At 59.6% G+C, this 20,590-nt stretch carries 19 protein-coding genes; 8 read left to right on the top strand and 11 right to left on the bottom strand.

The genetic code is table 11. From position 1 onward, the window contains the following. Positions 1–34 precede the first annotated feature (34 nt). From PSJE_RS27110 to PSJE_RS27100, 3 genes are read left to right on the top strand one after another with little or no spacing between them, the layout of a single operon-like run. A complete protein-coding gene (locus PSJE_RS27110) occupies positions 35–775 on the top strand; it encodes a glycosyltransferase family 2 protein (RefSeq protein ID WP_090456107.1) in 741 nt (246 codons plus the stop codon). Continuing rightward, the gene (locus PSJE_RS27105) at positions 772–1,062 is read left to right on the top strand and encodes a lipid-A-disaccharide synthase N-terminal domain-containing protein (RefSeq protein ID WP_090456105.1); all 291 of its coding nucleotides are present in this window, start codon (positions 772–774) and stop codon (positions 1,060–1,062) included. Before PSJE_RS27110 ends, PSJE_RS27105 begins: the two co-directional genes overlap by 4 nt. Continuing rightward, positions 1,055–2,605 carry an ArnT family glycosyltransferase gene (locus PSJE_RS27100; RefSeq protein ID WP_090456104.1) on the top strand — a complete coding sequence of 517 codons (1,551 nt, stop codon included), beginning with the start codon at positions 1,055–1,057 and terminating at the stop codon, positions 2,603–2,605. Before PSJE_RS27105 ends, PSJE_RS27100 begins: the two co-directional genes overlap by 8 nt. Positions 2,606–2,731: 126 nt before the next feature. On the opposite strand, the gene ahr is transcribed toward PSJE_RS27100, so the two are convergent. Then, the gene (gene ahr / locus PSJE_RS27090; RefSeq protein ID WP_090456100.1) at positions 2,732–3,763 is read right to left on the bottom strand and encodes an NADPH-dependent aldehyde reductase Ahr; all 1,032 of its coding nucleotides are present in this window, start codon (positions 3,761–3,763) and stop codon (positions 2,732–2,734) included. 199 nt (positions 3,764–3,962) lie between these two features. On the opposite strand from ahr, the gene PSJE_RS27085 reads away from it, so the two are divergent. Further along, positions 3,963–4,163, top strand: coding sequence for a YbdD/YjiX family protein (locus PSJE_RS27085; RefSeq protein ID WP_090456099.1), 201 nt, complete (start codon positions 3,963–3,965; stop codon positions 4,161–4,163). Between the two features lie 64 nt (positions 4,164–4,227). Here the strand turns inward: PSJE_RS27085 and PSJE_RS27080 are convergent, their stop codons facing one another. Both PSJE_RS27080 and PSJE_RS27075 read right to left on the bottom strand, forming a co-directional pair. Beyond that, the gene (locus PSJE_RS27080; protein WP_090456097.1) at positions 4,228–5,526 is read right to left on the bottom strand and encodes an MFS transporter; all 1,299 of its coding nucleotides are present in this window, start codon (positions 5,524–5,526) and stop codon (positions 4,228–4,230) included. A 38-nt stretch (positions 5,527–5,564) separates the two neighbouring features. Then, entirely contained in the window at positions 5,565–6,749 is a 1,185-nt protein-coding gene (locus PSJE_RS27075; protein ID WP_090456095.1) for a M20 aminoacylase family protein, read from the bottom strand. A 143-nt stretch (positions 6,750–6,892) separates the two neighbouring features. Here PSJE_RS27075 and PSJE_RS27070 point away from each other — a divergent pair, with 143 nt between their 5' ends. Further along, positions 6,893–7,846: a LysR family transcriptional regulator gene (locus tag PSJE_RS27070; protein ID WP_090456093.1), complete on the top strand. Its 954-nt coding sequence runs from the start codon at positions 6,893–6,895 to the stop codon at positions 7,844–7,846. A gap of 8 nt (positions 7,847–7,854) precedes the next feature. Here PSJE_RS27070 and PSJE_RS27065 read toward each other — a convergent pair whose 3' ends face one another. From PSJE_RS27065 to PSJE_RS27055, 3 genes are all read right to left on the bottom strand, one after another. Beyond that, the gene (locus tag PSJE_RS27065; protein ID WP_090456091.1) at positions 7,855–8,622 is read right to left on the bottom strand and encodes a metallophosphoesterase; all 768 of its coding nucleotides are present in this window, start codon (positions 8,620–8,622) and stop codon (positions 7,855–7,857) included. A gap of 199 nt (positions 8,623–8,821) precedes the next feature. Beyond that, a complete protein-coding gene (locus PSJE_RS27060; RefSeq protein WP_090456090.1) occupies positions 8,822–9,994 on the bottom strand; it encodes an acetyltransferase domain-containing protein in 1,173 nt (390 codons plus the stop codon). Positions 9,995–10,326: 332 nt separating this feature from the next. Further along, complete coding sequence (locus tag PSJE_RS27055; RefSeq protein ID WP_090456089.1) at positions 10,327–10,725, bottom strand: hypothetical protein; 399 nt, start codon at positions 10,723–10,725, stop codon at positions 10,327–10,329. A 448-nt stretch (positions 10,726–11,173) separates the two neighbouring features. Between PSJE_RS27055 and PSJE_RS27050 the strand changes: the two genes are divergently transcribed. Next, positions 11,174–12,076: a universal stress protein gene (locus PSJE_RS27050; RefSeq protein ID WP_090456087.1), complete on the top strand. Its 903-nt coding sequence runs from the start codon at positions 11,174–11,176 to the stop codon at positions 12,074–12,076. 245 nt (positions 12,077–12,321) lie between these two features. Here the strand turns inward: PSJE_RS27050 and PSJE_RS27045 are convergent, their stop codons facing one another. The 5 genes from PSJE_RS27045 to PSJE_RS27025 form a co-directional block, all read right to left on the bottom strand. Then, the gene (locus PSJE_RS27045; protein ID WP_090456086.1) at positions 12,322–13,749 is read right to left on the bottom strand and encodes a GGDEF domain-containing protein; all 1,428 of its coding nucleotides are present in this window, start codon (positions 13,747–13,749) and stop codon (positions 12,322–12,324) included. Between the two features lie 24 nt (positions 13,750–13,773). After that, the gene (locus PSJE_RS27040; RefSeq protein WP_090456084.1) at positions 13,774–14,733 is read right to left on the bottom strand and encodes an alpha/beta fold hydrolase; all 960 of its coding nucleotides are present in this window, start codon (positions 14,731–14,733) and stop codon (positions 13,774–13,776) included. A gap of 16 nt (positions 14,734–14,749) precedes the next feature. Next, a complete protein-coding gene (locus tag PSJE_RS27035; protein ID WP_090456082.1) occupies positions 14,750–16,162 on the bottom strand; it encodes an FAD/NAD(P)-binding protein in 1,413 nt (470 codons plus the stop codon). A 261-nt stretch (positions 16,163–16,423) separates the two neighbouring features. Then, positions 16,424–16,858 (bottom strand): GFA family protein, encoded by a 435-nt coding sequence (locus PSJE_RS27030; protein ID WP_090456080.1) that lies wholly within the window; start codon positions 16,856–16,858, stop codon positions 16,424–16,426. Between the two features lie 71 nt (positions 16,859–16,929). Beyond that, a complete protein-coding gene (locus PSJE_RS27025; RefSeq protein WP_090456078.1) occupies positions 16,930–17,871 on the bottom strand; it encodes a carbon-nitrogen hydrolase family protein in 942 nt (313 codons plus the stop codon). Positions 17,872–17,974: 103 nt separating this feature from the next. Here PSJE_RS27025 and PSJE_RS27020 point away from each other — a divergent pair, with 103 nt between their 5' ends. Together PSJE_RS27020 and PSJE_RS27010 are read left to right on the top strand one after the other, a co-directional pair. Continuing rightward, the gene (locus PSJE_RS27020; RefSeq protein WP_090456076.1) at positions 17,975–18,670 is read left to right on the top strand and encodes a winged helix-turn-helix transcriptional regulator; all 696 of its coding nucleotides are present in this window, start codon (positions 17,975–17,977) and stop codon (positions 18,668–18,670) included. Positions 18,671–19,301: 631 nt separating this feature from the next. Next, complete coding sequence (locus PSJE_RS27010) at positions 19,302–20,552, top strand: OprD family outer membrane porin (protein WP_090456072.1); 1,251 nt, start codon at positions 19,302–19,304, stop codon at positions 20,550–20,552. Positions 20,553–20,590 lie beyond the last annotated feature (38 nt).

Raw genomic sequence — 20,590 nt, 5'->3', positions numbered from 1 at the left:
ATCTCGAACAATCAAAAAAGGCGAGAGAGACCCCATGAGCCAAGACATTTTTGTATCCGTAGTGATTCCCGCCAAGAACGAAGCGAACAACCTCAAGCCATTGCTTGAAGAAGTCCGCGTGGCGCTGGCCGATGAGGCTTACGAAATCATCGTGGTCGACGATGGCAGCACCGATTCGACCCTGCAGGAACTGCGGCAGATCCGCCATGACGGCTTGAACACCTTGCGCATCCTGCATCACGAGCGGTCGCTGGGGCAGAGCACCTCGCTGTACCACGCGGCCCGTGAGGCACGCGGGCAGTGGCTGGCGACCCTCGATGGCGACGGCCAGAACGACCCGGCGGACATTCCCGGCATGCTGGCGCTGGTGCGCGGCGAACCGGGCAAGGTCGATGTACAACTGGTGGCCGGGCACCGGGTCAATCGCCGTGACACCGCGAGCAAGCGCTACGCCTCGCGGTTCGCCAACAACCTGCGCCGGCGCCTGCTCAAGGACGCCACCCCGGACACCGGTTGTGGCCTGAAGCTGATCGAGCGCGCAGCGTTCTTGCGCCTGCCGTACTTCGACCACATGCATCGCTATATTCCGGCGCTGATCCAGCGTCATAACGGGCGCATGATCGTGCACCCGGTCAACCACCGTCCGCGCACGGCCGGGGTGTCGAAATACGGCAACCTCGACCGCGCGCTGGTCGGCATTCTTGACTTGATCGGCGTCTGGTGGCTGATCAAACGCACGCGCCTGAACACCCAGGCCCAGGAGCTCGAAGGATGATTCTGACCCGTGAAACCTTGTGGTTGCTGGTCGGCTTTGCCGGGCAGGCTGCCTTTACCGGGCGGTTTGTCTTGCAGTGGTTGTACAGCGAGTACAAGAAACGCAGCGTGATCCCGACCAACTTCTGGTACCTGAGCATCGTCGGCAGCACCTTGTTGCTCGCCTATGCCATTTACCGCCAGGACCCGGTGTTCATCGTCGGGCAGGCGTTTGGCTCCCTGGTCTATTTTCGCAACCTGCAATTGATTGCCAAAAATCAGAAGCGCAAAGGAATAAGCAATGCGTAGATCGTTGTCGCCCAGGGTCGAGTGCCTGGGGCTGATGCTGCTTGCTCTGTTGCTGATCGGCGCGGGCATGGGGTTGCGTCAGGCTCAGAATGTGGACGAGGAGCGTTTCCTCGGTGTCGCGCTGGAGATGCTGCAGAGCGGCTCGTGGCTGATTCCGCACCGGGCCGCCGAGATCTACGGCGACAAGCCGCCGATTTTCATGTGGACGGTGGCGTTCTTCACCTGGCTGACCGGCAAACCCAACATCGCGCTTTATATCCCGGGACTGTTTTCGGCGGTGACGGTCACGGCGATGGTTTATGACCTGGGCCGTCGCCTGTGGACCCAGCGTACCGGGCGCAACGCCGCGCTGTTGTACCTGGCGACCTACCAGACCTACAGCATCCTGCGCACCGGTCAGATCGACAGCTTCTTGATTCTGTTCACCTCCCTGGGCCTGTACGGTCTGGCGCGGCACCTGCTGCTGGGACCTGCGTGGCGCTGGTTCTACGCGGGCTGCGCGGCCATGGGCATTGGCGTGATCACCAAAGGTGTGGGTTTCCTGCCGGCACTGTTGCTGATTCCCTACGCCTATGGGGTGCGCAAAGGCTGGCCCGGTGTGGTGGCGATGCCGGGCGAGGCGCGCAAGTGGTTGCTCGGGTTTGCGCTGATGCTTGGCGCCATCGCGATCTGGCTGTTGCCCCTGGCCTTGTCCATCCTCTTCAATGGCAGCGCGGACGAAGTTGCCTATGCGCGGGAGATCCTCCTGCGCCAGACCGCGGGCCGCTATGCCGCCGCGTGGCATCACCGCGAACCGTTCTGGTATTTCTTCACCAACGTAATCCCGCAGTATTGGCTACCACTGGTGCTGGTGCTGCCATGGCTGGTGCCGGCCTGGCGCCGTCAGTTGCAAAAACGCGACGGCCGGGTCTTGGTGTTGCTCGGTTGGGTGGTACTGGTGGTGCTGTTTTTCTGCATCAGCACAGGCAAGCGCAAGTTGTACATCTACCCGGCGCTGCCTGGGCTGGTGCTGGTCGCCGCGCCGTTGATCCCGTGGCTGCTCACGCGCTGGTTCAAACGGCACCCGCGTATGCGTCGGGTGTTCCCGGCACTGGTGGCGACCTGGTTCGCGTTGTGGTTCGCCCGTGGTTTCATCGAACCGCTCAAGGACGGCACCAACGTTGATCAGGTGCTCATGACCCAGGCGGCGTCCATGACCCGGGGCGCCGATCTGGTGCTGGTCAACTGGGAGGAGGGGCACTGGTTGTTCGCCCGGCAACCGATCGTGCATTTCGGCATGGACAATTCGACCATCGAAAAGGCCGCGCTGTATCTGCGCGAACACCCCAAGGCCTACGCATTGGTGCCGGATGACGTACTGAAGCAGTGCTTCAAACCCGAAGCGGCCCGTGAATTGGGGGAAAACGCCCGGGCGAACTGGTCGATCGTGGGCGCGGATGCCGACAACGGCAAATGCCTGCCGCAAGAAGCCGGCAAAGCCTATCGGTTCAGCTGGAATGACCTGCACATGCCATTGGCGCCTGCGCAGGTAGCCAATCCCTGAGGGGGATTTGTAGGAGCCGGCTTGCCGGCGATGGACTCAAATGCGCCGCGTTTATCCAGCTCACGCGCGTTATCGTTAACGACCATCGCTGCGATGCGGCGACCCGACAAGCCAGCTCCTACAAGGTCACTGACTGGCGTCCAGCACCACGCGGTAGCGCGCCTTGCCACTGCGCAAGTGATCGATGGCCTCGTTGACGCTGCTCATGGGAAACATCTCGACCTGCGGCACAATCTGGTGGCGTGCGCAGAATTCCAGCATGGTCGCGGTGTTGGCGGGCGAGCCGACCGGTGAGGCGGACATGGTTTTTTGCTGGGGAATCAGCTCGAACACGTGCATCGGTATGGCATCGGGCACGACGCCGACAAAGTGCAGGCGACCCTTGCCGCGCAGGGTGGCGAGCATGGCGCTCCAGTCGAGGTTGGCGTTGGCGGTGACCAGCAGAAAGTCCAGGGTGCCGGCAATGGCATTGAGCGCATTGGTATCGGTCGAGGCGACCACCTTGTGTGCGCCCAGGCGCCTGGCTTCGTCCTGCTTGCTCAGCGATGAGGTGAACGCCGTGACTTCGCAGCCCCAGGCGTTGAGAAAACGCAACGCCAGGTGACCGAGACCGCCAATACCCACCACGCCGACCCGGTCAGTGGGCTTGATGCCGAATTCCAACAGCGGGTTGAACACGGTCGAACCAGCGCAGAACAGCGGCCCGGCCATTGCCGGATCGAGTCCGGCCGGGATCGGCAGGGCCCAGGCCCAGTGCGAACGAATGCGGTCGGCAAAGCCGCCGTTGCTGCCGATGATGGTCGGTTGCACGGTGCGACACAGGTTATGGGAACCTTCGATGCACGAGGTGCAATGCATGCAACTGCCCTTGTACCAACCGATGCCCACCCGTTGCCCCATTTCCAGACCGCGAACCTGGTCGCCCAGCCGCACGATACGGCCGACCACCTCATGGCCGGGAATAAACGGGTAGTGGCTGATACCCCAATCGTTGTCGATCAACGACTGGTCGGAGTGGCAGACGCCGCAATACTCCACGGCGACTTCCACCTCGTCGTTGCCCAACGGACCGGGATCGTAGCTGTAGCGTTCCAGCGGCGCGCCCGCTGCGGTGGCGGCCCAGCCGGTAAAGGTGGTGAGTTCGCTGCTGTCGCTCATGGGATACCTCCAGATCAGTAGTCAGGGGTCTTGACCGCTTTGGTGCCGCGGCGGAGCGAGGAAAGTGTAGCGGGTTGCCGGCGTTGCATCGGGTGCGAGCCTGGATACATGAAAATACAAAGGCGCCCGATGTGGACACAGTGCAGATACATGAACGCGGTTTCATGGGCCAGGTCCCACGCATACAGAGAGATCAGTCATGTTCAGCAAACTGCAGCAGATCGCCAGATTGTTCAGCCAGAGCGCCCGATTGATGGTGGGCGTTCCCGAGTACGACAACTACGTGGCACAAATGGCCCGCAACCGTCCGGGCGAGCCAGTCATGAGCTATGAGATGTTTTTCCGCGAACGCCAGGAAGCGCGTTTTGGCCGGGGCAAATGCAATACGCGGTGTTGTTGAAGGCGTTGGGCGTATGCGCGGTTTGAAAGAATCCGACGCATACGCCCGTCATGGTCACAACGGCCTAATCGAGTGGCTTGCCGGCCGTTTCCTTGACCATCGCCAGCCCGATCAAGGTCAGGCACAGGCACGCCATGACATACAGCGCCGGGGCGTTGTTATTGCCGGTCAGGCCGATCAAACCGGTGGCGAAAAACTGCGCGAAGCCGCCGAACACCGAGACACCCAGGCAATAGATGATCGATAACCCGGTGGCGCGAATCGCCCTTGGGAACAGTTCAGTGACCAACACCAGGGTCGGCACGGTGATCAACACCAGCAACAGGGTGGTGACCAACGAGACGGCCAGCAGCATGCCGAGCGTCGGGAACTGGTTCATCAGCATGAACGCCGGATAGATCAGCAACAGCATCGGGATACTGCCCAGAGCGATGGTGCGGCGCCGGCCGATACGGTCGCTGAGCCGGCCGGCCCAGATCGACAGGCTGATCTGCACCAGCGCGCCGAGGCAGGCGGCGGTGGTGCCCATGGTCATCGGTAGGTGCAGCACCGTGACCGTGTAGTTGGTCATGTAATCGAGCACGATGTAGCTGGACGCGGTGCTACCGATCACCAACAGCACCCCGGTCACGATCAGGCGACGGTAGCCGGTGAAGATCACCCGCACGCTGGAGAACGCTTCATGACCTTGTTCGGCGGCGGTTTCCTTGAGGTGACGACGGATATAAATGCCGACCGGGATCACCAGCATCCCGAGGGCAAACGGCACCCGCCAACCCCAGCTCTCCAGCGCCTCGGGCGGCAGGGACGAGCTCAGTGCCAGGGCCACCAGTGCGCCGAGCAGAAAGCTCAAGCCCTGGCTGAACAGCTGCCAACTGCCGTAGAACCCGCGGCTTCTGTCATCGGCGTGTTCCATCAGCATTGCCGTAGAGGCACCGACCTCACCGCCGATGGCGAAGCCCTGGATCAGGCGTGCCAGCACAATGATCAACGGTGCGAAGACGCCGATCTGCGCATAGGTGGGGGCGATGGTGAACAACAGCGAACCCAGCGCCATCAGCCACAGGGTGAGCATCATCGCCGGTTTGCGCCCGACCCGGTCGGCATAGGCGCCGAGTACCAGGCCACCGATGGGGCGCATGCCGAAACCGACACCAAAGGTCGCCAGGGACAGCAGCAATTGCCCGAGCGTGCTCTCGACCGGGAAAAACTGGCGACCGATCAGTGTGGCGAAGAAGCTGTAGACGGAAAAATCGTAGAACTCGAGACCGGAGCCGATGGTGATGGCGGCGATGGCTTTCGCACCAATCGGCTGCCGGGTCGCAGCGGTATCAGGCATGGCGGTAGAGACGGGAGTGGACATTTGACGAACTCCAGAAGACGAGGGCGATAGGGATGAGGTCAGGCCAGGAAGGTCTCGACCAGCCGCACCCAGTAGCTCGCACCTGTCGGCAGGCAGTCATCGTTGAAGTCGTAGCCGGGGTTATGCACCATGCAGCCGCCTTCGCCTTCGCCATCACCGTTGCCGATCAGCAAATAACAACCGGGGCAACGCTCCAGCATCACGGCGAAATCCTCACTCCCGGTCAGCGGTTGCATGTTCGCGATCAAGCCGTCTTCGCCCACCCAATCAAGCGCTACTTGCCGGGCGAACTCGGTGCTTTCGGGATGATTCAACAGAGCCGGGAAGCGTTGCGCCTCGTCGACCGTCACCGTGGCGCGGGCGCCGAAACTCGTAGCCTGGGCCTCGGCCACGGCGGTGATCCGTACAATCAGCTCGTCACGCACCTGCGCCTTGAGCGCACGCACGCTCAACTGCAACTCGGCGTGATCGGGAATCACGTTGGCGGCAATCCCGGCGTGGAACGCGCCGACGGTCACAACCGCTGTGTCGAGCGGCGCGACATTGCGCGAGACAATGCTTTGTAATGCCATGACGATGGCCGAGCCGGCCAGTACCGGGTCAACGGCCTTGTGCGGCATGGCGCCGTGACCGCCAACGCCGTCGACCCGAATGGTCACGGTGTCGGTCGAGGCCATGAACGGGCCAGCGAGGAAGCCCAGTTTGCCCACCGGCAGTCCTGGCATGTTGTGCATCGCGAACACCGCGTCGCAGGGGAACAGCTCGAACAGACCGTCATCGAGCATGCGCCGAGCGCCGCCGTCGCCTTCCTCGGCCGGCTGGAAAATCACCACCAGCGAGCCGTCGAACTCTCGGCTCTCGGCCAGGTAACGGGCGGCCGCCAGCAGCATCGCCGTGTGCCCGTCGTGACCGCAGGCGTGCATCACGCCTTCGTGGCGGCTGGAGTAGGGCAACCCGGTCTGCTCGATGATCGGCAGCGCATCCATGTCGGCGCGCAGGCCGATCGTTTTGCCGCTGGAGCCTTGGCGCAACAGCCCGACCACACCGGTGCCGCCCAGGCCGCGATGTACCTGGTAACCCCAGGCCTGGAGCTTGCTCGCCACCAGGTCAGCGGTGGCGAACTCTTCAAAGCTCAATTCCGGATGGGCGTGGATGTGTCGGCGCAGGGCGATCATCTCTTCTTCGAGTGCACGAATGCCGGGCAGGGCGGGCAAATCGGTCATCAGATTCTCCTCGTTTTTATTGGTCGTTTTCGGCTGTTGGACTGATACCCTGTGATGCTAATGAGTTGGCGAATGTCGCGGCAGTCGCAAAAAAGGTGGGCTGAAAACCGCTGGTTTACACCCTGGTGCATCAGGAGGAAGGGATGAAGTTGCATCAATTGCGGGCGCTGGTGATGATTGCCGACTGCGGCAGCATTCGTGCGGCGGCGCGGCAACTGGGGGTGTCGCAGACGGCAGTGGCCAAGGCGTTGCGCGAGCTGGAGGAACACTTGAACCTGCCACTGCTGTTGCGCAATGCCAGCGGTGTGGTGCTGACCACCTACGGTCAGTCACTGTTGCAGCATGCGCGGCAGATGCTCAGCCAACTCGAACGCGCGCAACTGGAACTGGCACACCTGAGCGACCAGGCCGAAGGGCAGTTGCGCCTCGGCATTTCGCCGTGGATGGGCATGACCTTGTTACCCGAGGTCGTAACGCTATTCCGCCAGCGCATGCCACGGGTACGCCTGGAGATTTTCGAAGGCTTGATGGCGGTGACGTTGCCGCGATTGCGCGACGGCACCATGGAGTTTGCAGTGGGGTTGGTGTCATCACTGCTGCCGCGCCCGGAGTTCGTCAGCGAGCAGATTCTGTCTTACCGCATGGCCGTGGTGGCCCGCCATGAGCATCCACGGCGCGACAGCCGCTCGATCCACGATTTGCTGGATCAGGATTGGGTGGTCAACTACCCGGATGCCAGCCATGAAGGTTTGATGACCGAGTTGTTTTGGCAACACGGTGCGCAGATCGATATGCAACACATCCACCGCGCGCATTCACCGCAGTTGACGCTTTCATTGGTGGAGCAGACAGACATGCTCAGTTACTTCCCGGAGCCGATGCTCACCATCCCGGGCTACCGCGAACGGGTGGGGCGCCTGGCGCTGGCGGAAACCTTCGCCACCGACACCATCGGCATCGTCACCCCGCGCAATGCCCAGTTGGGGGTCGCCGGGCAATGCTTCGTCGACTGCCTGTTCCAGGTCATCCGCCGCCGCGCCCGGTCGACACGGCCGGAAGATGTCGAACTGTTCGATACGCTGGAACTGTTGATTTGAGGGTCGCTTCACAGATCCAGATCGATCACGAAGGCATCATCGAAATCAGGATTTTCATTGATGCCATTCTTGGCATAGCCCCGGGGATTGCAGATCACGCGGGTGTTACCCACTCGATAATCAAAGCTGCCATGGGTATGGCCATGCAGCCACAGTGCCGGCTGCCAGTCCTTGATCCGCGCTTCGAGGTCCGAGACAAAGCTTGAGTTGATCGGCGAACCGGCAAAGGTCGGGCTGATGCTCGACTTTGTCGGAGCGAAATGAGAGACCACCACCGTGGGTGTGCTGCTGTCGCGGGTGAAGCAGTCTTCCAGCCAGGCGACCGTCTGCAGGAACAGCAACTGGGAAATGGCCGGCGTGAACAGGTCAGGGAAATCGGGGGCGATCTTGATGTGGCTGAAGTCACGAATCAGCCGGGTCGCCAGATCGATGCCCAGCGCCCGGTCTTCGGGGCCGTCGAGAAGGCGATAGTCAGACCACAAGGTGCAGCCGAGAAAACGCACGCCGTCGTGGACGTACTCCGAACGTTCCAGAATGTGGATCTGCGTACCTTGCGTCAGGCTGTTCAACTGTTCGTAGGTGGAGACCAGGTCACTGCCATAAAACTCGTGATTGCCTGCCACGTACAGCAGTGGAACCTGGCAGGCTCTGGCCCACTCGATGGCCTTGGCCGGCCGGGCGATGTCCCCGGCGAGCACGACAATATCGGCATCCACGACGGGAAACGGGATCGTGTTGACGGACAGGTGCATGTCGGACAGCAAGGCGATGCGCATGGATCAACTCCGGCGTGTCGTTAAGGGCAGGTCATCAACTTACGCGTTGTTAACCCGCTGCCACAAGTCTGCCGCCCACGGTTTTGATCTTCATTGAACGCTAATCCAACGACCGGCCGCTATCCCTCTGGAAGGCGTTCAAACGCTTACCTGACTGGCATTGCTCTCCAGGGGCCACTTTTGTGAGCAAATGCCCTGATCAGAAGTATTTGAGCCATCTGATATCGCGACGGCGTGCCTTCAATGCCGCGAACCAGCGCACGGGTAAATACAGGGATAAAGCCAGGAGCACCGCCGTCAGCCACACAGCCCAAACGCTGTCGAAACCGAAAAAATTCCCCTGGTTCAACCCGAACAACGCCACGCTGACCAGATACAGCGCCTTGAGTACGTAAAGGTGGAGCAAGTAGAAGAACATCGGCGCCGCGCCAAAGACTGCCAATGCAGTGACCCACTTGCGTTGTTGAGCCTGTTCCAAGGCACGAAGCAGTAACAGGCCAATGCCCGACGTCAGCAAAAGGAACAACAGGGAGGGCGGGTATTTTGTAATGTTGAAGAAGCTCATGAGGGTTTGCGTGATGCCTTCATGAGCGACCCAATGCACCTCGCCATAACCATTGACTGCTCGCAGTGCGACAAATCCGACCAATGTTCCGGCCCCGGCAAGCAGCAGAGTACGTTGACGCTCCGCGGCCAGAACCTGGCCAGAAAACCAGGGGCCGATACTGTATCCAAGGGCGATCACACCGATCCAGGGAAGCACAGGATAAGAGGTGCGCAGACGTAAGCTGTCGCAGACATCGATCCAGCCGCGATCATGCAAAATGGCCCAGGGTATATGCATGGGCGAGCCTGTCGCGAAGTGCACATTATCCAGCAGATTGTGCCCGGCCACGATCACCAGGCCCAGGCAGCACAGAATGGGCCTGGGTAACCAAACCAGTCCGGCCAGGGCAATCATGCAGATGCCAATGGCCCAAATCACTTGCATGTAGATTGCCGTAGGTGGGAGCTGAAATGTCCAGGCGAAATTCACCAGGGTGAACTCCAGCAGTACCAGCAATAGACCACGCTTGAACAAAAAGGCTGACACATCGCCCTTGCCCTGGTGCTTTTGGCCATACAGGTAAGCGGAAAGTCCAGTAAGCAGTATGAACACCGGCGCACACAAATGAGCAAGTGTGCGGCTGAAAAACAGCGCTGGCTCAGTGGATTCGATGTCCATGGGGTCTGCTACTTGACGGTGCAAAAAGAACGTTTCGCGCACGTGATCCAACAGCATAAGGAGGATTACCAATCCCCTCAGGGCATCAATGGACAGCAGGCGTTGGTTCAAGCTTTTGATGGGGGGGATGTGAGTAGAAGTTGTCATCGAATGTCGCAAGCAGGGGGTGGACGGCTCTGCCAGTGGCGACTGACAGTTCATGTTTATATAAGATATAACATAACATGTTTGCCTGCCGCGTGTGCATTCGCATGGGGTGGCTCGGCGTCATCGGAACTGGAGGAGGGCGGCAGCATAACCATGATCGTTTGCATATCGCCTTCAACGTCGGCGAGGAGGGCGAAAGGGAGTCGCTCGTACCTCGTCAACGTTTCTAGCCAGCTTCTACAACCCAATGAGCGAGTACAGCTGTTTCGGGCCGGTTTCGCAGGTTGGCGGTGCATCGCCGGTGTTGCAGGCGAATTGCCCTTGGCGTCGCACTAGCGACGATAGTAGCGGCGATCGTCCTCATAGCGGTGCCGCATGGCCCGATCATGGTGGCGTTCCCAATAACGTTGGCGTTCTGCTTCGCGGCGGGCCTGCTCTCTGCGCCAGTTATCTCTGCGCCAGTCGTCACGGCGCCAATCGTCTCTACGAGAGTGCCAGCGGCCGTCATGCCAGTATCGGTCGTCATGGGCAAGCAACGGCCCTGGCTGCTTGCCGACCATGCTGGCCAAGGTCGGCCAAGGATTGCCGGCAGTCTGGGCCGGCACCTGAACGACTGCGACTTCAGGTGCGAAAACAGGGGTTGAGGTCTTCATCTGTGTTGCTGATGCCGAGCCCACTGCCGCGAACGCGAACAGGCCGAAGAGCACCATCCGTGGGTCATGGAATTTCATGAGCGAAGACAACCTCTGGTTGATTTGTGGGGGAGCCTGCGGGTTCGCGTTTACCGAACGGATGTGGCTATCCACATAGACCGATAAATAGAGAAAAGTTCTAGGGGCCACTGCTTAAATAGCTAACGGCGCCAGTGTGCGGCCCCTTTGAGGTTTGCTATCTCGATAACCGTTCCTGGCGGTTTACTGCCGTTAGTGAACGCCAGTAAACGACTGTGGATTCAACTGGTCATGCGTCCAGTAAATCGGGGCGACTCAAATACAACGCGCTGACAGTGGGCCTTTCGGTCGATTCTGTTGAAAAAGTTGACTCGGCCAAGTAGGGGATAGATGGCATCCAGGCGTATATTGATAGTTCCAGATAGTTGAGGCGATAGTAAATCGTCGGTGGTGTGACAGGCGACAACGCTGGGGGAGCTAGATATCCCGAAGCATTTGGAGGTGTTACATGAGCCAGTATCAACGACTCTTTCTGATAGCCGGTCCAGTCATGCGTCACACCCCGGCGTTGGAGCGAGCTGTCGCCATTGCCGAAGCCACTGGCGCAGCGCTGCATATCACGGTGTTCATCGAAGACTCCAACCTCTTGGGTTTGATGAGCGCCGGTGCGCGTTTTCGTGAGGCCTGTCAGCAAGAAAACGAAAAGTGGCTGAAGGATGAGGCCGGTCTAATCCGCGGCCGCGGAGTTGCAGTGAGCACCGAAGTGCTTGTTACGCGCACCGCGCTGCAAGAAATACTTCGACATGTGGCAGAAATGCAACCGGATCTGGTTATCAAGGACGTGCAACACGAGTCAGCGCTCAAACGCGTTTTCATTACGCCTCTGGATTGGCACTTGTTGCGCGAATGTCCGGTGGCTGTGCATCTGGTCAGCGAACTCAGGTGTCCACTTCCACGGGTGGTAGTGGCGGCAGTCGATCCGTCACAACCCGAGACTCAGATCACTGGCATCAACGACCGCATCATCCAGGCGGCGAACGGGTTGTCGATGCAATGCAATGCGGAGTTGCATCTGCTGTATGCCTACGATCTATCGCTGACACATATATCCGACGCAGGCGCTGGTGCAGTGACGATGCCAGGCTTCAGCAGCGATGTACGCAAGTCACTGCAAAAGACATTTATCGCATTGGCCGACCACTATGGCGTACCCACTGAGCGGCAACACTTCGTTGCAGGCCCCCCTGGCAAAGCGCTGGCCGACTTTGCAGCGCATCACCGGGCCGATGTGATCGTCATGGGAAATGCGCATCGCAAGGGACTGGGCAAATGGGTGGGCAGTACGACGGAGCATGTTCTGTATCAAGTGCCCTGCAACATTTTCGCCGTTACGGGTTCTGCGGATCAGTGATCGAGAAGACACCGCAAGGCGTAGGTGACTGGATTATTCCCACTGACGCATGGTTATGACGGAGCTTGGTTGATTGCAGCCAGTGACCATGGGAAAGGCTCGGGCAAAGCGCATGACAATGCCAAATGAGTCGCAAGCCCCGAAGCGAAGTGGGGCTTGCGACTTGTTTTCGAGATCTGTCGCACAGTCCGAAACACTGGCACGGGGTATCGGTGCCGACGCTTTCAGCGACTTCGAGACGATGGTCAAGGCATAGGTTGGAGGCTGGTTTTGAAGGTAGTGACCACACGGTTACGGCCTTCGTGTTTAGCGTGATACAGGCGTTGATCGGCTGTACGCAGAATTGCCTCGATCGTGTCGCCATCGCGACCGGATTGCGATACGCCGATGCTCACTGTGACCACGGTTGACCGCTGCTGGCCATGAAAAGAACTATTTGCAACGGTGCTTCGCAGACGCTCAGCGATTTCGTGCGCGCCTTCAAGTGAAGTCTGAGGTAGCAGTATCATGAATTCCTCCCCGCCCACTCGGGCTACACCGTCATACGGGCGGATCGAATCGAGGCATTTCTCCACGAAACTCTTCAGGATGTCATCGCCAACCTGATGTCCGAAGCGATCGTTGATGGACTTGAAATTATCCAGATCGAGTGCCAACACGGAGAACGGCGCACCGCCGCGTTTGGTCCGGCCAATTTCGACTTCGACCCGCTCCATGAACCGACGCCGATTATCAGCGCCGGTCAGTGGATCGGTCGCCGCAAGGTGCCCGAGCTCTTGATTGGTGCGCTGGAGTTCCTGCAGGGCGCTCTCGGCATACGCCATCGCTTCGGCAAGACGCACCATCAATTCCTCTTGGCTGTAAATCTTCGAAAACGACCGCGTGGTGAGGAACGCTTGCACTACCCCATAGCTCAACATGAAGAATCCACCGGCGAAGATCGCGTGAGCGAGCCACCACATATGGTTCCAGGGACGTGCAAGGATGAAGGCAAGAGATGACAGCGCGAACGCGGTGACCGAGATGATAAAAATGGTCATCAGCGGCGAACGGATACGGCGCAGCAGGAGTATTGTCACGGTCAATGTGGAAAGAACGAGGGCACCACCTTCCATCGATAGGCGCACCGCGAGATTGCTGGCGATCGGCGAATTCGCGACGTACGCCACTGCCACGTCGACCAGCAGGAACAGTCCTATCCAGGTCAACCACGGGCGGGCCTTCATTCGTTGGTCCGCGGCAACAGGTGGGCGGTGGTACGACAGCAGTCCGACTAACAGCAGAATCGACATGACCAGGCGAGAGGCGGGTCCATAAAGCAGGAAGAGCCAGATATTGTGGTGTGCTTGCCCGGTGAACGCACCATGCAACGCATAGATCAGTACAAAGCCGAGAAAACCAAGCGTCATCCATCGCAGCAGCGGATCTCCCGATGACTGATAGCAGCGCCACGTTACGTACGTAACAAACGAGCCGGCCAGGGTGGCTGTCGTGATCGCAACTATATGGAACAGGTGATTCTCGAATATAAGCGTGGGGTCCTGAAAAAAGTACAAGTACCCAATCAGATAGGCCGGAACAAACGCAAATCCTGCGAGCAGCAAGTAGGCGTAAACCCTGACCATGAGGCGAACGGCTTCAGGTGACTCGTCGGTGGCGATGAGATTGTTCATGGTTCCCTCCAGTTTTAAATCAATTCAGAGTTCTTTCAGGAAGCCCAACAGCAGCTCATTGACCTCTGTCGCGCGCTCTTGCTGTATCCAGTGGCCGGCACCTTCGAGGATATGACACCCGCGCAGTCCCGGCAGTGTCTGCGCGAAGGCTTCGATCTGCCGCGGGGAACTCGGAAACTTCAGCACGCCGTCGCGGCTCCCGGCAATGAACATCGACGGCTGCCGGATAATGCAACCGCGCCAAGGTGCCAGAAGTGCCCATGAGCGCGTCATGTTGCGGTACCAGTTCAAGCCGCCGCGAAATCCGCTGCGGGTGAATTCGCGGGTGTAATAGGCAATGTCCTCAAGGCTTAGCCAGACTGGCAGGGTTTCGGGCTCGACCATCGCGCCGAGGAAGCCCTGGCCCGGCTGCAGCCGGCCGAACACCGGCCAATCGGGTCCGTCACCCGAGCCACTGAAGTAGATGCGCCGGATCGACGACTCGACGTCCATTTCCAACTCGGCCTCGGCCACACCCGGCGTCTGGAAATACTGGATGTAGAAGTCGCTGATACCCCGCGAGGCAAGCGCGCTGAGGAGCTCCACGCGCGTCGGTGGCGAGAAGGGAACGCTCATGCCGACCACCGCGCGGAACAGATCGGGTCGCATCAAAGCTGCGCCCCAGGCTACCTGCGCGCCCCAGTCATGGCCGACGATCACGGCTTGCCGTTCGCCGAGTGCGTTGACCAACTCGACCATGTCGCCTACCAGGTGGAGCGTGGTGTAGGCGTCGGGTTCGGCCGGCGCATCTGTGCCGCCATAGCCGCGCATGTCGGGCGCTACCGCTCTGTAGCCGGCGGCCGCCAGCGCAGCAAGCTGGTTGCGCCACGAGTACCCCAGCTCCGGGAATCCGTGGCATAGCAAGACCAAGGGACCGGAGCCCTGGATGGCGACCTGCATGCGGATGCCATTGATGTCGAGCAGTTCGAGGTGTGGCTCGTTCATGTGCGCTTCCTGCGATTCAAGCGATGGCCTCCAGCAAACGCGGCAGATTCGTCAGAGCCTGTTGCCTGCTGACAGAGAGCCGACGCAGCTGTGCCAGTTTTTCGGTGTCGGTTTCTTGCAAGCCCCTGACCACCGCCGTCATGAAGTACAAACGCGACTGCCTGATCCAGCGGGACAGACCTTCATGTTCTCCCCAGCGTAGCTGGTTACCCAGGTAGACGGCCCAGATTCTGATCCAGTCCGTGGGGACGTGAGGCGGGGGGACCATTGTGCAAAACGCGTTCATTTGCGCTTGATCGTCCAGGTGGCTTTCCACATAAGCGATCAAGGCCGCGCTGAACAAGGGTTGGCAGCTGCTTACCATCACCAGGTTGATCTTGCCGCCGTCGAACACCTGCATTTCAGGGAGTGTCGGGATGGCACTGGCGCTGCAATCAATGTGCAGAGCATTTGGGCTCGTGGCGATGCTGCCCTGCTCGAGCACGATGCGCGTTGGCTCGATAACGCTCACTCTCCCCAGGCGCACAATGTTGTCGATGCGTCGAAGCTCGCGTAATTCCGCTTGAGTGACGGTGGCGCAGCGGTAAGCAGTGGGTTCGACGGACGTATCCAGGCGCAAGAGCTGGCCCGCCGCCTCAAGCCTGGAGAACAGGTCCGGGATCGAGTCCGCGGCTGCGATAGCCTCGAGCTGTGCCGTGAGGCCGCCGATTGTTCGTTCGAAGCTGTCGAGGCCGGGTTGCAAGTTGGCCCGGTCGATCAACCACGGATCGTTTGGCATGATCCAGCAGATTTTTTCGGGCGCAATACCGTTTTGCAGGCACCACAGGCAGGCGTCGATCCCGGTCTTGCCCGATCCCACCACTACGTAGCCAGTGTGTGGGTGCTGGATCTTCGGCAGGTCGTTCAGTGGCACGCATTGCACGCCGGGTTCCACCTTGTATCTGGGTGGGTGGGTCGAGGGCACCGCCGTCTGGGCATGGGTGGCGTCCACCACCTTTTTGTGCACCCGCACCTGATGGCTTACGCCGCTGATCAGCGAGGTAAACCGGTGGTCGTCAATGCGGTCGCCGGTGTAGTCGCACATGGGGAAGTAACGGACCTGACCTGACGGCAGAAACTGCTGATTCATCACCTGGTCGAAGTAGCTCATCACCTCGGCGCCGGAGGCCAGCTCATACAAGCCCTCGTTCAGTGCCGTCGTGTCTTTCGTTCCGCTGCCCAGCTCCCGTGAGTTGACGCCATAGAAGGCCGAGGGCTGGTGCAATCGGACAAAGGGGTAGGCATCATTCCAGTGCCCGCCAGGTCGACCGTGCCGATCCACCATCACGATACGTGCATTCGTTTCCTTGAGTAGCGTATCGACGAAGGCCATGGCCGTCGCGCCAGCCCCGATGATCAGATAGTCGGTTTCGATCGGATTTGCGTCCATATGGTTGCACCTTCCTGACGGTTGCCCCCCTCAACCTCCCTAGATTAGCCACCCATGCCGCGCGCAATAGAACGAATGCTCCTCACCCACATAACCAATGGAATTAATGGCTGCAGCCTGAATGTCCATACTCAAGCCGGCATGCGCGAAGAAAAACTACGCGGCCTGGATTTCAGTTAACCGGTAGTCATGACATTGCCGAACAGATGGCAACTGGCGTAATCAGGCAAGGTCGGATCGCCGCACGCTACCGTGCTGGCGCTATTCGTCGACGCTGACGCCCGATCCCCCTGATTCGCTGGGGACATCCTTCAGCTTGGGCAACCCGTCTTTGATGCGCAGCCTGGCCTCCTGATAATGCACGTGAACTCCTGGCGAATACGCGAGATCCGGGATGACAGCGGCATACACGTCGATGAGCCCCATCTCTGGGTGTTCGGTGAAGAGGTGTCCGCCGCAACTCTTGCACCATTTGCGATAACTCTGCGGTGTCTTGTTGTAGGTGCCAATGTTGTCAGCCCCCCGAGTTACTTGCACCGCCTCTGGTTTCCACAGCGTGAAGGCATTGACCGGCGCTGCTGACCAATGTCGACACGACTCGCAATGGCAATAGCCCATTGCGGCCGGCTCACCGCTGACGGTGAACTCGACTGCGCCGCAAAAACAACTGCCTTTGTAAGACTTTTGAATGCTCATGGAATGACTCCTTCATCAGTTATTACACATACCGTCGAAGTTGGGATGGATTGCCTGAGCGTTGGTTAGCTTCACTCGTCGATGAAGCGCACCGCTGTCGCCGGTGTGCGTCGCACCTGCAGTTCGAAAATGTCAGGGCGCGCATAGTGCCCGGTGACGTCGAGCGTCCGTCGCGCTGGCGCCACGAGTGAGGTGTCGATGTCCGCATACAGAATGCCTGCCTCACGGTGTAATGGACCGGCTGTGATCCGGCCTTGAGGGTTGACCACCACCGAGTCGCCATCGTTGATCCACTCTTGCGGATCGGGAAACAGTTGCATGCGAGCCGGAAAGTCATCGGGGATGTCGCTGCCGCGCAGCGAGGTGCCACTGCCGATCACCCAGCACCGACCTTCCAGTGCAATGTGACGCATCGTGCTGATCCAGCCATCGCCACTGTCATACGTGGGTGCGATGTAGATCTCCACCCCCTGGGCATACAGTGAATAGCGTGCCAGGGGCATGTAGCTTTCCCAGCAGATGAGTGTTCCAACACGGCCGACCGGTGTATCGACCGTACGTAACCCTGACGCATCACCGAAACCATGGACCATGCGCTCGGGGTTCGTTGGCATCAGCTTGCGATGCCGGTTGAGCACTTCGCCGTTCGTACCGATAACGACTACGCTGTTGTAGAGCGTGCCGCCGCCATGGCGCCGGTCGCATTCATTGATGCCGCACACGATCGTCACGACATGAGCGCTGGCGGCCTCGCACAATTCGTTCAGGTCACCGTTCGCGATATCAACGGCGTTGGCCAGCAGACGCGTGTGTAACTGGCCCATTAAAGCCCCGTCTTTTCCCGCCGCCAGCCGCCAGATCCATGACGGGTAACCTGGAATGAACTGTTCGGGCAAAACGATCAGCGAGGCTCCCGCCACCGCCGCCTCAGCGACCGATTGCACGGCTCGGGCGATCGTCGCGCTGCGATCGAGCAGCACTGGCGGCCGCTGAATGATGGCTATCTTGGTCATGGCGTTCTCCTGAGACGGTGGCTTTCGCAGGTTTCAGCGTGCACGTGGCGATACCGCGAGGCTAGTTCAGAATCTGAAGCGTTGTATTTGCGGAGTACGGGCGATGGATGAAAGCTACGGTCAGTTCTGTACGGTCGCGCGCGGTGCTGAAGCACTGTGCGAGCGCTGGACGCCTTTGGTCGTGCGCGAGCTGCTGTGCGGCAGTAAACGCTTCAATGAACTGCACCGCGGCGTACCACGGATGTCCACCAGCTTGCTGGCACAGCGGCTGCGCCACCTGGAAGATATCGGTGTCGTACATCGCACGGCCACGGGCAAAGTCTGGGAGTACAGCCTGACCGAGGCAGGCGAGGAACTGCGCCCCATCATCATGGCGCTAGGGCATTGGGGCGCGCGTTGGATAGGTAGTCGCCTTCGCGATAACGAACTCGACGCGGGCCTGCTCATGTGGGACGTGCGCCGGTTCGCGCGCATCGAGATGTTCCCGTCCCGGGCGGTGGTCATTCACTTCAGGTTCCGCGACGCGCGGTCCGGCGAGCAAGAGTGGTGGCTCGTGGTCGAACATGGTGTGGCAGATCTGTGCCGCGACGACCCCGGACGCGAGCTCACGCTCGTCGTGGACTCTAGCGTGCGTGCGTTGACCGAGGTGTGGACTGGCGACCGCACACCAAGGGAGGTTCTTCAGTCGCGAGAGCTGCGTGTAGACGGCGCTGTGCAGGATGCGGAAAACCTGTGGCGCTGGCTTGGCACGAGTGCGTTCGCCGGTACCCGGAGCGCTGCAATCCAGCCTTTGCAATAGCCATCTCGAGATTGCGATAGAGCATCAGCAGCTTGTCCGCCTCCGGATGGCCCGGCGCCAGGGGATGGGCTTCCAGTTCGCCGAATGGCGCGGCGAAGTGCTGTTGCTGCAGGGGGGCTTGCAGGCTGCAGTGCTCAGGCAGTCTGCATCAGGCTGCGCAATTGGAGAATCGCCTGCGCAATCGGGGAGGTTGGCAGGCAGGGCAATCGCTAGCTTAGGGCCCATCCAACAACAAGACCTCGCTTAAGGAAGGCTTATGCAATTCAGGCTTGCCATCTCCCACCGTGTGCCCTGCGCTTTTGAGTCGACTAAGGGAAACCTTTAGCCGGGTTGAAGTTTTCCCCTCAACGGATGCTGTTCATCTCGATATCGGCGCGGCGCCTACTCACTTACCTTGGGTAGACAAGAGGCGTGTCGTCTTGGCGGGCTGTTCCTTTGAGCCCGCCTGGCGCTTTACCCCATAACAACAATAGGCCTGACAATGCTCGAACCCATCGTTCTTTATATTCCTGATGCAATCCGCCTTGCTGTGCAAGAAGGCTCGGTGTTCGGCTGCCGGCATTTTTAGTTTTTAGTTCGAATCTGCTCCTATAAATACAGTGCCCAGCACATACAGATGTGGAGAAGTTAGATGTATCAGGTAAAGCAATGTTGCCGTGGGCTCGGTATTGCCGGCGTGTTGGGAATTATCTGTTCGCCATTGACAGCCTATGCCGATGTTGTTGATGACAGTCACTTGAAAGTGGATACGCGAAACTTCTACTTGCACCGTAACTACACCAATACCAATGCGCCGGTTTCTGAAGTGCATAGTTGGTCCCAGGGTTTCGATGCGCAGTTTACCTCCGGTTACACCGACACGGCCCTGGCAATCGGCCTTGATGTGGATGCGCAGTACGCGGTGCGCCTGGATTCGTCGGGCAATGACGGTTCGCTGCCGTACAGCGTCCGCGACCAGCAGACGGCCGATGACTACAGTCGCGCCGGTGCAACTTTCAAGATGCGCTACAGCAAGACCGAGTTGAAGGTCGGTGACCTTCGTCCACAACTGCCGGTGGCGTCCGATGACCCCAGTCGGCAACTGGATACGATCTATCAAGGCGCCGTGGTCGAGTCCAGGGAAGTCGATGGGTTGACGATGACCGGTGGCCGGTTCTGGTCCGCCGTGACACGGGAATCTTCCAACCACGAGAAGCTATACAAGTTTGGTTCCACCGATAATCTCGACAGTGACGGCCTGGACTTCGGCGGCGCAACTTACGACATTGCCAAAAACTTGCAAGCCAGTTATTTCTACGGCGTGTTGCACGACATTTATCAGCAACACTATTTCGGCCTGATGCATATGGCTGACCTGGGCAGTGGCTACAAACTTAAAACCGACTTGCGCTACTTCAATAACAATGAAGATGGCAATGCCTTGAACGGTGAGATCGACAACCGTTCCTACGGCGCCTTGTTCACCTTGCTCAAAGGCGCCCACATGTTTGGCCTCAGTTACCAGCGCATGCTCGGTGACAGCGTGTTCCCGACGATGAACGGTTTTATCCCGCAACCTTACCTGGTGCACTGGTCGTCCCTGGGGTTTGTCCGCCCGGATGAAAAGTCCTGGGGGGCGCGCTACAGCTATGACTTTGCCGGAATGGGCGTGCCGGGGCTGAAGCTCTACACCCGCTATATCAAGGGTACCAACTGGGACCGTGGCAACAACCTGAGCGACAACCAGGAAAGCGAACGCTTTCTGGGGCTCAGCTACGTGGTCCAGAGCGGGGCGCTGCAAGGCCTGGGGCTGGACCTGCGCAACATCGACGTGAAACAGAAGTACGGCTACGACTACAACGAATTCCGTGTCGCCACGACCTACACCTGGAAGTTCTGGTAAGCCCGGTCCACCCGGGATTTGCCCCCATAACAATAAGA

The sequence above is a fragment of the Pseudomonas jessenii genome, from assembly GCF_002236115.1.
Lineage (GTDB): Bacteria > Pseudomonadota > Gammaproteobacteria > Pseudomonadales > Pseudomonadaceae > Aquipseudomonas > Aquipseudomonas jessenii.
This window is presented reverse-complemented; position numbering and strand designations above follow the sequence as displayed.